An 11,621-nucleotide genomic window follows, 5' to 3' on the forward strand; every position below is an offset into this window, starting at 1 on the left:
TCCGGAGGAACCCGCTCCGACCCGGAGGCCCCTGGCGATGCCGACCGACGGCCCGACCCCGCCGTGACGGGGCTGCGCGTGGCCGTGGTCGGCGGCGGGATCGGGGGCGCCACCGTCGCCCTGGCGCTCGTGCGGCGCGGCGTCGAGGTCGCCGTGTACGAGCGGCGGGACGGCGTCCCGCCGGTGGGCTCCGGCCTCGGGCTCGCCGCCAACGGGCACCGCGTCCTGGCCGGGCTCGGACTCGGGCCCGCCCTCGACCGGACCGGCGCGCCGATCCCCACGATGCGGATGCTCGCCGCGGACGGCGCCGAGCTCGCGCACTACGACACCGGCCGGCTGCTCGGGATGCGCCGGGCGGACCTGGTCCGCATCGTCCTCGACGGCCTCGGGCCGGGCGTCGTGCACCACGGTCGGGAGTGCGTCGGCGTGGACGTCGACGGGGACGGCGACCGGCCCGTCGTCCGCTTCGCCGACGGGTCCACCGCGACGGCCGACGTGGTCGTCGTCGCCGACGGCCTCCGGTCCCGGTCGGCCGCGGCCGTCGTGACCCCGCCGGCGCTGCGTCCCTCGGGGATCTCGGCGCTGCGCGGCTTCGTCGACGGGCACGGCCTGCCCGAGCGCCTGGCCACCGGGCAGAACGCCTGGCTGGGCGCCGACCGCCACCTGCTCAGCTACCCCGTCGACCGCCACGGGACGCTGAACTTCGCCGCGTTCGTGCCCCGGCCGGATGGGAGCGCCGACGAGTGGTCCTTCCGCGTCGACCCGGACACGGTGCGCGTCGCCTACGCGGGCTGGGACCCCGAGGCCGCCGCCGTCCTCGCGCGGGCCGGCGAGGTGTACCGCTACGACCTCGCCGACCGGGACCCGTTCGCGCCCTGGTCGCGGGGCCGCGTCGTCCTGCTCGGCGACGCCGCGCACCCGATGCTGCCCCACATGGGACAGGGCGCCAACCAGGCGATCGAGGACGCCGCGGTCCTCGCGGCCCTGCTCGGCGAGGCCGACGGCGACGTGCCCGAGCGCCTCGCCACCTACGAGGCCACCCGCCGCCCCCGCACCGACCGCATCCAGGGACAGTCGCGGCGCAACGGCGAGCGCTTCTCCGGCGCCCGCGACCTGACCTCCGCGGGCGACAGCGGTGCGGACGGGGACCTGTCCTGGGTCTACGGCTACGACGCCCCCGCGGCCGGTCGGGCCGCGGCGGCGGGGCTCCGCCCGTCCTGACCGGGGCCGGCGGCTCCTACTTGACCGGGAGCGACTCCGCGTAGGACAGGCCCTCCTCGACCCAGCGCGGCAGGCTCGCGTCGTCGAGGACGGTGCGGTCGACGAGCAGCCAGCCCTTCAGGGGGCGACCCTTCATGACCATGGGCGCGACGCCCTCGTGCGCGAGCAGGGTCTCGGCCCGCGCAGGGTCGATGCGGACCATCAGCGCACCGCCGCTGCCGGCGCAGACGGCCATGTTGCCGTGCAGCAGGAACGCGAGCCCGCCGAACATCCGCTTCTCGCTGACGCCGTCCTGGCCGTCGAGGGTCGCGCGCAGGCGCTCCGCCAGCTGCTCGTCGTAGGCCACGCGACGCAGTATGGCGCGGGAGGGCACGTTCTCCGCGACACGAACGCGTCGGGTGCCGGGACCCGGCCCCCGGGGCGAGAGGCACCTTCGGCAGCTCGATCAACCTGATGATCATGCCGAACGTGCCACTCGCCGACACCGTTGTTCCGGCGAGGGGCGCCCCTCGCCCCTCTATCCGATCGAAGGTGGCCCTCGCTCGAAACCGGGAGCCCAGGAAGGCGGCCGCCCACCACCACGTGAGCGCGCCCACGACCTCGCTGCTCCTAGGCTCGCGGCCATGGTCGACACCGACGCCCCGCTGTTCGATCCGGCCCAGTGGCAGGAGGTGCCCGGTCACGACTTCACCGACATCACCTACCACCGTCACGTCGAGCTCGGCTGCGTGCGGATCGCGTTCGACCGCCCGGAGGTCCGCAACGCGTTCCGGCCGCACACGGTCGACGAGCTCGCCTCCGCCCTCGAGCACGCCCGCACGAGCGCCGACGTCGGCGTCGTGCTCCTCACCGGCAACGGCCCGTCGGCGAAGGACGGCGGGCACGCGTTCTGCTCCGGTGGCGACCAGCGCATCCGCGGGCGCACGGGCTACCAGTACGCCGAGTCGGAGACCGAGGTGTCGGCCGCCGAGTTGGGCCGCGCGGGGCGGCTGCACATCCTCGAGTGCCAGCGGCTGATCCGGTTCATGCCGAAGGTGGTCATCGCCGTGGTCAACGGCTGGGCGGCCGGCGGCGGGCACTCGCTGCACGCGGTGGCCGACCTGACGCTGGCGAGCGCCGAGCACGCCCGCTTCAAGCAGACCGACGCCGACGTCGGCAGCTTCGACGCCGCGTTCGGGTCGGCGTACCTCGCGCGGGCGGTCGGCCAGAAGTTCGCCCGCGAGATCTTCTTCCTCGGCCGCACCTACACCGCCGAGCAGATGCACCACAGGGGCGCGGTGAACGAGGCCGTCCCCCACGCCGAGCTGGAGACGACGGCGATCCAGTGGGCGCGCGAGATTCTCGGGAAGTCGCCGCAGGCGCAGCGGATGCTCAAGTACGCGTTCAACCTCCCCGACGACGGACTGGTCGGCCAGCAGCTGTTCGCGGGCGAGACGACGCGGCTGGCGTACATGACCGACGAGGCCGTCGAGGGCAAGGACGCGTTCCTGCAGAAGCGGGCCCCTGACTGGAGCCCCTTCCCCTGGTACTACTGAGCCCCTTCGGGCACCGTGCCGGGCATGACCGAGGAGGAGCAGGCCCGCGTGCAGGGCGAGCAGGACGCGTCGCTCGCGCGCGCCGAGGAGTACCACTGGCGGATCGCCGGCGCCGGGATGCTGACCGTGCACCCGGTCGAGGACTGGGTGCCCCGGGACCACCGGCGCGCCTACCTCGACGGCGCGGCCTCGGTGCTCGGCTACAAGCCCCTCATCTCGGCCTGACCGGAGGAGACGTCACCCATGACCGCGCACGAGGACGTCGACGCCTACATCGCCGCCGCGGCCCCGGGCCGTCAGGAGGCCCTGCGGACGATCCGCCGGGACTGCCTCGACCTCCTGCCCGGGTTCACCGAGGAGATCCGCCACGGCATGCCCACCTACGTGCGCGACGGGGAGCCGGAGCTGTCCTTCGCGAGCCAGAAGCAGTACCTCTCGCTCTACGTCCAGCGTCCCGACGTGCTCGAACGGCACCGCGACGAGCTCGCGCACCTGGACGTGGGCCGGTCGTGCATCCGGTACCGGCGCGTCGACCAGATCGACCACGAGCTCGTGCGCACGATGCTGACGGAGACCGCGGCGCCCCGCGGCGGGTGATCCTCAGTCGGCCCGGTGGTGGCGGCCGGGCGGACGCGGGCGGCCGTCGCCGGAGGACGGCGCCGGCTCGTCGGACGCCCGTCGGGGCACGTGCCCGGTCGGCCCCGCGGGCACCGGCCGCCCGTTCCCGGGACGGGGTGCCGATCGCGCAGGCGCGGGCGAAGGCAGCGGGGGCGGCGGCGCCGGGATGGGCGCCGGCCCGGGCACGGGGGCCGGGACGGGCCCGCCGGCCCACGTCCCCGTCACGGGCCCGCCCGGACGTCCCGGCGCCGCGCCGACGGGGACGCGCGTGTAGCGGCCCGTGCCGGGCACCGGGACCCCGGTGGGGGGCGAGCTGGGCACCGGACGCCGCCCGGCCGGCGGCCCACCCGGTCGCGGCCGCGGCGGGACCACGGCCGCGACGCGGTCGGCGTGCGGCCCGGGCACCGGCGCCGCCCCGGTCAGCCGGGCGAAGCGCGCACGCAGCGAGCCCTGCGACAGCGCCGAGGTCTCGCCGTTCTCGACGTCGGTGGGGATCACCGGCGGGCGGGGTCCCTCGACCGCCCGCTTCGCCGGCCGCGCCTTGCCGCGCCCGTCGGGCAGCAGGGAGAGCGCGCGGCCCGCGGCGAGGTCCTCGACCCAGCCGAACGCGAGCACCGCCACGATGATCAGCCAGACGGCGATGAGGAAGTGCTGGCCCTCGGAGTCCCAGCCGAACACGTCGCCGATCGAGGGGGCGAACGCGATCGCCACGTTGTGCCAGAGGTAGATCGTGATCGCCCGCGCGTTGACCACGGTCACGAGCCGCCCGAGCAGCGGCACCCGCTCGAGCCACGCGACCTGCGGGTTCAGCCGCAGCACCAGCAGCACGGCGCCGAACGACACCAGCGCCTGGGCGAACGGGATGTCGTTGAGGTCGACGCCGTCGTCGCCGGCGGGATGGCTGAACGCCCAGAGCAGGCCGCCCGCGACGAGCACGGCCGCCGCGCCCCACGCCGCGAGCACCGGGATGCGGCGCAGCGTGCCGTCGCGGTGGGCGAAGCCGAGCATCCAGCACGCCGCGAACGTCGCGCCGTCGACGAGCACGGGGCCGATCGCGCCCCACTCGCCCAGCGGGGACCCGAGGACGGCGTCGAGGCCGACGACGAGCAGCGGGACGGCCAGCGCCACCGCCGGCCGGCGGCGGAACGCCCACAGCATCAGCGGGGTGAGCAGCACGAACCACAGGTAGGCGCGGATGTACCAGAGGCCGACGACGGCGTCGGCGCCCCAGTCGCTGCCCGGCGGGTCGATCAGCGGGAAGAGCCAGTACAGGAGGTTCGACCACACCAGCGGCGACTCGACCGTGCCGTCGGCGTCCTGCGCCGCCCACCCGTGCCAGAGCATCACCGGCACGGCGAGCAGCCCGAAGAACCACAACGGGGGCAGCAGGCGGCGCAGCCGGTGTCCGATGACGTCGAGGGCCTCGCCGCGGCGCAGCGACTGGACCATGAGCGACCCGCCGAGCGCGAACATCACGCCCATCGACGGGAAGACCATGCTCATCCAGCCGCCGCCGAACGCGTGGTAGGTGACGACCCGCAGCAGCGCCACCGCCCGCAGCAGGTCGAGCCAGCGCTCGCGGCCGCCGCCCTTCGGCTTGTCGGCGGCCGTCGCGACGGGCACCTCGGACGAGGGGGCGTCGTCCGGCGCCGGCCCGCGCGTCACCGCCGGCGCCGGCAGCCGGTCGGCCGCGGGACGCGAGCGCCCGTCGGCGGCCTGCGGGGCGTCGAGGTGCTCGGCCACCGCCCCGACGCGCTGCAGCTTCTGCCAGCGCACGCCGGCGCCGGTCAGCGCGCTGGTCACGGCCTGGACGAGCACGACGTACATGAGCTGGCGGTACATCAGCTGCTGCACCGGCAGCGCCCACAGGGGGCCGAGCGGCTCGCCGTCCATCCGGAACGCGAGCACGCCCGCGATCAGCTGGAGCAGCAGCATCGAGCCCCACAGCATCAGCGCCACCGCGGGGTCGCCGAAGAGCAGGCCGTAGACGAACAGCAGGTCCACCAGCGGCGCGGCGAGCGGCAGGGCCACGTGGAAGACGCCGATGTGGGCGAGCCCGAGGCGGCCCATGCGCCCGGACGCGCCGCGCTCGCGCAGGGCGCGGCGGTGCTTCCAGAGCGCCTGCATCGTGCCGTAGCTCCACCGGAAGCGCTGGCGCCACAGCTGCCCGGCCGACACCGGCGCCTCGGTCCACGCCAGGGCGTGCTCGTTGTAGACGACGCGCCAGCCCGCGCGGCCCAGGGCGATCGTGAGGTCGGTGTCCTCGGCGAGGGTGTCCGACGAGAGCCCGCCGACCTCCTGCACCGCCTCGCGCCGGAACGCGCCCGCCGCGCCCGGGATCGTCGAGATCGAGCCCCACGAGTCCTGCACGCGCCGGTCGACGTTGAAGCCGACCACGTACTCCAGGTGCTGCATCCGCGGGATCAGCCGGTCGCGGTTCGCGATCTTGACGTTGCCGGCGACGGCGCCGGTGGCCGGGTCGGCGAAGGGCGCGACCAGCTGCGCCACGGTGTCCGGCTGGAAGATCGTGTCGCCGTCGATCATGACGATGAGGTCGTGCTTCGCGGCCGCGACGCCGCGGTTGAGCGCCGCGGACTTGCCGGCGTTGGCCTGCCGCACCACCCGCGCGCGCGGCAGGGCGAGGTCCTCGAGCAGGTCGGCGGTGCCGTCGGTCGACCCGTCGTCGACGACGACCACCTCGAGCGGGTGGTCGTTCGCGAGGATCGACCGGACGGTCGCCTCGATGTTCTCGGCCTCGTTGTAGGCGGGGACCACCACCGACACCGGGTCGGTGACCGGCGCGCCCCACGAGAACCCCGGGTCCTGCCGGCGGCGGGCGTGCCGCCGGGCAACGACCACCATGACGACCAGCCGCAGGATCACCAGCCCGCCGACGCCGATCAGCGCGACCTGCATGAGGGTCACGAGGCCCTGGGCGACGCCGACGGTCGCGAGCAGCGCCTGGCCGACGAGCCGGTCGCGCGGCGGCGCGGGCTGCCCGTGGGGGCCGAGACCCGCGGCGTCGCTGACCGTCGTGAACCGGTAGCCCTGCGCCTGCAGCACCGGGATCAGCTTGTCGAGCGCGGCGACGGTCTGGGCGCGGTCGCCGCCCGCGTCGTGCAGCAGGACCGTCGCGCCGGCCCCGTTCTGCGGCGTCGCGTTGCGCACGATCGCGTCGACGCCCGGGCGCTGCCAGTCCTCGCCGTCGACGTCGGTGAGCACCGTGACGTACCCGGCGCGCCCGGCGGCGACGACGGTGCCGTAGCCCGGGTCGTCGAGGGCGTCGGAGGTGGACGAGAACGGCGGGCGCACGAGGTGGGTGGAGACGCCGGTCGCGCCGGCGATGGCCAGCTCGGTGTCGGCGATCTCGCGGTCGCGGCGCCAGTCGGTGACGCCGGCGAGGTCGGGGTGGGTGAACGTGTGGACGCCGATCTCGGAGCCCGCCGCGACCACCCGCTGCGCCATGTCCGGGTGGCGGGCGACCATCGAGCCGACGACGAAGAACGTGCCGGGCACGCGGTGGCGCGCGAGCACCTCGAGGATCGCGGGCGTCCACACCGGGTCGGGGCCGTCGTCGAACGTCAGCGCGACCGTGCGCTCCGGGAGCCGCGCCGAGCGCACCGGGTCGGCGCGGGCGTCGATGATCGGGCCGCCGGTACTGACGCCGGCCGGCACCGCGTCGTGGCCCTCGGGGGCGCGGGCGTGCGCGTCGTTGCCGATGCCGGCGTTCACCAGACCCGACACCGTGAGCACCGTCAGCACCATGACGGCGAGGACGGCGGTCATCGTCCAGATGCCCCAGCGTCGCGTCGACCGGCGCGTCCGCGTGCCCCTCGTCGTCACCGTGCGTTGCCCCCTCCCCACCCACGGCGGCGCGACCGTGTCCTGGTCGTCACCTCGTCGTGTGTCAGACGATATCTCCGGGGCTCGCCCGGTCACGCGGCGTGGGTACTCACCGACCCCCCGTTGCGCCGGGTCCGTACCCCCTCGTCCCCGGGCGTCCTATTCGTCCCGGCGCTCTCGGTGCCGCGGGCCGCGCACCGGCCCCGAGCAGGGCGTCCAGGATCACGGACGCGACCCCGGACGGGGCCGCCGGGCGCTCCGCCCACCGCCCCGCGACACGCCGTCGCGGGGCCGTCGGAGACCCGTGGTCGGTCCGCGCGGCGGTCGTCCGGCGGTGGCGGAGCGTGATCGTCCCGGCCCGGTCCACGGTCGTCGCTCTCCGCGACGGGGAGCGGGGACCCGCTTGCGCCGCGGGGGCCGGGACGCGACGGTGCGCGGGTGAGCTCTCCTCGGGGCGGCCGCCGCGGCTCGTCGTTGGTGCGCCGCCTGCTCGCGCTGGAGATCGCGACGGTCGTGCTCGCGGCGGTGATCGCGGGCGGGGTCAGCGCCTGGAGCACGCGGGAGACCATCGAGCGCGACGCCGCCGACAAGATGGTCGCGGTGGCCGTGGCGCTCGCGTCGTCACCGGGGCTGGCGGACGCGGTGGCCGCCCGCGACGTCGCCCGCGTCCAGCCGGCCGCCGAGACCACGCGCGCGGGCACCGGCGTCTCGTTCGTGACCGTGATGGACCCGTCGGGCACCCGGCTGAGCCACCCCGAGCCGGCGCGGATCGGCGAGACCTACCAGGGCACCTTCCTGCCCGCGTCCGCCGGCGAGACGCTGGTCGAGACGTTCCCGGGCACGCTGGGCCTCTCGGTGCGGGCGATCGTGCCGGTGCGGGGCGCCGACGGCGGCGTGGTCGGGATGGTGGCCGTCGGGCAGCTGCGCGTGCAGGTGGCCGACCGCATCGCCCGCGAGCTGGGCATCCTCGCGCTCGCCGCCGCCGTGGCGATCGCGCTCGGGGTGGGGCTCGCGATGGTCGCCGCCAACCGCGTCAAGCGGGACACCCTGGGCCTCGAGCCGCGCGAGATCACCGCGCTGCACCGCCACCACGAGGCCGTGATGGCCGCGATGCGCGAGGGACTGCTCGTGCTCGACGCCGACACCGGGCGGGTCGTCGTGCTCAACGCCGAGGCGGCGCGCCTGCTCGGCCTGCCGACCGCCCTGGAGCCCTCCCGCGCCGCCGGTCCCACGCTCGACGAGCTCGGCGTCGACCCGGCCCTGCGCGAGCGCCTCGCCGACCGCTCCCCCGTCACCGACGAGACGATGCTCGTCGGCGAGCGCCTGCTGCTGCTGAACAGGACGGAGCTGGCCGGGCGGGAGACGGAGCGATCAAGACAGCACGCCGATAGGGGAGCTCGACCCGACGACATGGCGCCCGACATCGTCCTGACCCTGCGCGACCGCACCGAGCTCGAGGCGATGACGCGCGAGCTCGACGACGCCCGCTCGGTGACCCGCGCGCTGCGCTTCGCCGCCCACGAGCACGCCAACCACCTGCAGGCGGTGTCCACGCTCATCGAGCTCGGCGCCCAGGACGACGCCCGCGAGCTGGCCCAGCGCTGGAGCCGCGACCTGCTCGCGAGCAGCGACGACGAGCTCCGCGACCGGCTCGCCGATCCCGCGCTCGCCGCCCTCGTGCTCGACAAGGCCGCCGACGCGCGCGACCGGGGCCTCGAGCTGCGCGTCGGCGAGCAGACGACGCTCTCGGCGGCCGAGGCCGGCGACGACCAGGCCTCGACCGACCGGGTCACGGTCGTCGGCAACCTCGTCGACAACGCCCTCGACGCCGCCCTGGAGAGCGCGCACGCGGGGACGGGCGGGGTGGTCGAGCTCGACGTGCGGGCCGTCGGGGGCTCCGAGGTCATCCGGGTCGCCGACGACGGCCCCGGGCTCGCCGACCCCGACGCGGCGTTCGCGGCGGGCTGGTCGACGAAGGCGCGCGGGTCGGGCGAGCGGGGGCTGGGGCTGGCGCTGGTGCGCCGGGTCGTCGACCGGCGCGGCGGGCGCGTCGAGGTCGTGCCCGGCGAGGAGGGCCGCGGGACCGTGTTCACGGTGACGCTCCCGCTGGTGCCGCGACCGGCGGATTCCGGCGAGCCGTCTCAGCGCTCCCCGGCCGCCAACCGGTAGCCGACCCCGCGCACGGTGACCACCGCGCCGGGGGCGTCGAGCTTGCTGCGCAGGGCGGCGACGTGGACCTCGAGCGAGTGCAGGCCGGCCTCGAGCCCGGGGTCGTCGGGGGCGAGCCCCCAGACGTCGTCGAGCAGGTCGGCGCGCGACACGACGGCGCCGTCGCGGCGGGCCAGGGCCGCGAGCAGGTCGAACTCCTTGCGCCGCAGGCTCACCTCGCGCCCGGACACCTCGACGACCCGCCGGGACAGGTCGATGCGCAGCGGGCCCACCTCCACCACCGGGGCGACGACGTGCCCGGCGCTGCGGCGCAGGACCGCCTCGATGCGCGCGGTCAGCTCGTCGATCGCGAAGGGCTTGACGACGTAGTCGTCCGCGCCGCTGCGCAGGCCCAGCACCCGGGCCTGCTGGTGGCCCCGCGCGGTGACCGCGATGATCGGCACCGTCGAGCGGGCCCGCAGCCGCCGGCACACCTCGACGCCGTCGAGGTCGGGCAGCCCGAGGTCGAGCAGCACGATGTCGGGCGGGTCGGCGTCCGCGTCGGGACCCGTCACCGCCTCGAGGGCCTCGGCCCCCGTGCCGACGGGCACGACGCGGTAGCCGGCCGCGCGCAGCGCCGTGCCCAGCGCGCCGCGCACGGCGTCGCTGTCCTCGACCAGCACCACCTTCACGCTGCGGGCCCTTTCCTCAACTCATCCCCAACTCCGCGCCACTGATCTCGCACGGAGGGTGACGCGCACTTAACCTCAGCCGCCAGGTGAGACCCACGCCACCTCGCCGCGGAAGGAGACAACGATGTCGACCCAGGAAGCGACCGCTCCCCCACCCGGGGGTGGCGGTGCCGCGCCGCGGCGCAGTGCGGTCTGGACACAGCTGTGGTTCTGGGTGGTGATCGGGATCGCCGCCGGCGTCGTCGTCGGCCTCGTGACCCCCGACTTCGCCTCGGACCTGAAGTTCCTGCCCGACATCTTCATCCAGCTCATCAAGATGATCACCGCGCCGGTCATCTTCTGCACGGTGATCGTCGGCATCGCGTCGATCGGGAGCCTCGCGACGGCGGGCGGCATCGCGGTCCGCGCGCTGGCGTACTTCCTGCTGATGACGCTGGTCGCGCTCGGGCTGGGCCTGATCGTGGTCAACATCGTCAAGCCGGGCGCGGGCTTCCCACCCATCCCGCCCGACCCGGAGACGCTCGCCGAGGCGCAGGCGGACGTGGCCAGCGGCTCCGAGGGCGGCGGCGCGCTCGAGTTCATCGAGAACACCCTGCTGCCCGACAGCTTCTTCGGCCCGTTCGTCGAGAACGAGATCCTGCGCGTGCTCGTGCTGGCGATCCTCGTGGCGGCGGCGACGTCGATGCTGGCCCCGGCCCTGCGCAAGCGCGTCGTCGGCGGCATCGAGCTCATCGCCAAGGTCATCTTCGGCATGATCCGCCTGATCATGTTCCTCGCGCCGGTGGCGGCGTTCGGCGGCATCGCGTACACGGTCGGCGCCCTCGGCGGCGAGAGCCTCGGCAACCTGCTCGCGCTGATGGTGACGTTCTGGGGCACCTGCCTGATCTTCGTGGTCGTCGTGCTCGGCGCCGTCAGCGCGATCTCCGGGTTCAACGTCTTCAAGCTGATCCGGATGATCAAGGACGAGATCCTCATCATCGTGGGCACGTCCTCGTCGGAGACCGTCCTGCCGCGGCTGCTGGCCAAGCTCGAGTCGGCGGGCGCGTCCCGCTCCACGGTCAGCATGGTGCTGCCCACCGGGTACTCGTTCAACCTCGACGGGACCTGCATCTACCTGACCATGGCGGCGCTGTTCATCGCCCAGGCCGGCGGGCAGGACCTCCCGTGGGGCGTGCAGCTCGGCCTCGTGGCGCTGATGCTGCTCACCTCGAAGGGCGCCGCGGGCGTCTCCGGCGCCGGGCTCGTCACCCTCGCCGCGTCCCTGCAGGCGTTCGGCGGCGAGTTCTACACCACCGAGTCGATCGCGATCGGTATCGCGATCATCGCCGGCATCGACCGCATCATGAGCGAGGGCCGCGCGCTGACCAACGTCATCGGCAACACCGTCGCCACGATGGTCGTCGCGGGCTGGTGCGGCGAGCGTGACGACGAGCGCTTCCAGGCGGTGCTGGACGACCCGTCGCTGGTCCGCGACGCGATCGAGCAGGAGACCCACCGCGGCGACGACGAGGACGAGGACACCTCGACCGACCGCACCCCGGCCACCGCCGGCGCGCACTGACCC

The 11,621-nt window shown here is 75.1% G+C and carries 9 protein-coding genes; 6 read left to right on the forward strand and 3 right to left on the reverse strand.

Going from position 1 to position 11,621, the window contains the following annotated elements; translation table 11 throughout:
- Window positions 1–63 precede the first annotated feature (63 nt).
- A complete protein-coding gene (locus ACFPK1_RS28955; RefSeq protein ID WP_378024409.1) occupies window positions 64–1,221 on the forward strand; it encodes an FAD-dependent monooxygenase in 1,158 nt (385 codons plus the stop codon).
- Window positions 1,222–1,237: 16 nt separating this feature from the next.
- Here the strand turns inward: ACFPK1_RS28955 and ACFPK1_RS28960 are convergent, their stop codons facing one another.
- Window positions 1,238–1,567, reverse strand: a complete 330-nt coding sequence (locus ACFPK1_RS28960) for a TfoX/Sxy family protein (protein WP_378024410.1) — start codon at window positions 1,565–1,567, stop codon at window positions 1,238–1,240.
- A 277-nt stretch (window positions 1,568–1,844) separates the two neighbouring features.
- Here ACFPK1_RS28960 and ACFPK1_RS28965 point away from each other — a divergent pair, with 277 nt between their 5' ends.
- Genes ACFPK1_RS28965 through ACFPK1_RS28975 form a run of 3 tightly spaced genes read left to right on the forward strand, consistent with a single transcriptional unit; the run spans window position 1,845 to window position 3,353 of the window.
- The gene (locus tag ACFPK1_RS28965; protein ID WP_378024411.1) at window positions 1,845–2,756 is read left to right on the forward strand and encodes a 1,4-dihydroxy-2-naphthoyl-CoA synthase; all 912 of its coding nucleotides are present in this window, start codon (window positions 1,845–1,847) and stop codon (window positions 2,754–2,756) included.
- Window positions 2,757–2,780: 24 nt separating this feature from the next.
- Window positions 2,781–2,981 carry a hypothetical protein gene (locus ACFPK1_RS28970; RefSeq protein WP_378024412.1) on the forward strand — a complete coding sequence of 67 codons (201 nt, stop codon included), beginning with the start codon at window positions 2,781–2,783 and terminating at the stop codon, window positions 2,979–2,981.
- Between the two features lie 18 nt (window positions 2,982–2,999).
- The gene (locus ACFPK1_RS28975) at window positions 3,000–3,353 is read left to right on the forward strand and encodes an iron chaperone (protein WP_378024413.1); all 354 of its coding nucleotides are present in this window, start codon (window positions 3,000–3,002) and stop codon (window positions 3,351–3,353) included.
- A 3-nt stretch (window positions 3,354–3,356) separates the two neighbouring features.
- On the opposite strand, the gene ACFPK1_RS28980 is transcribed toward ACFPK1_RS28975, so the two are convergent.
- Window positions 3,357–7,160, reverse strand: a complete 3,804-nt coding sequence (locus ACFPK1_RS28980) for a glycosyltransferase (RefSeq protein ID WP_378024414.1) — start codon at window positions 7,158–7,160, stop codon at window positions 3,357–3,359.
- A gap of 495 nt (window positions 7,161–7,655) precedes the next feature.
- Between ACFPK1_RS28980 and ACFPK1_RS28985 the strand changes: the two genes are divergently transcribed.
- Entirely contained in the window at window positions 7,656–9,386 is a 1,731-nt protein-coding gene (locus ACFPK1_RS28985; protein WP_378024415.1) for a sensor histidine kinase, read from the forward strand.
- Here the strand turns inward: ACFPK1_RS28985 and ACFPK1_RS28990 are convergent.
- Entirely contained in the window at window positions 9,359–10,057 is a 699-nt protein-coding gene (locus tag ACFPK1_RS28990; RefSeq protein ID WP_378024416.1) for a response regulator transcription factor, read from the reverse strand. The two genes, ACFPK1_RS28985 and ACFPK1_RS28990, sit on opposite strands and share 28 nt — an antisense overlap.
- Window positions 10,058–10,181: 124 nt before the next feature.
- Here ACFPK1_RS28990 and ACFPK1_RS28995 point away from each other — a divergent pair, with 124 nt between their 5' ends.
- Window positions 10,182–11,618: a cation:dicarboxylate symporter family transporter gene (locus ACFPK1_RS28995; protein ID WP_378024417.1), complete on the forward strand. Its 1,437-nt coding sequence runs from the start codon at window positions 10,182–10,184 to the stop codon at window positions 11,616–11,618.
- Window positions 11,619–11,621 lie beyond the last annotated feature (3 nt).

Source organism: Actinomycetospora rhizophila, from assembly GCF_042657905.1.
Taxonomy (GTDB): domain Bacteria; phylum Actinomycetota; class Actinomycetes; order Mycobacteriales; family Pseudonocardiaceae; genus Actinomycetospora; species Actinomycetospora rhizophila.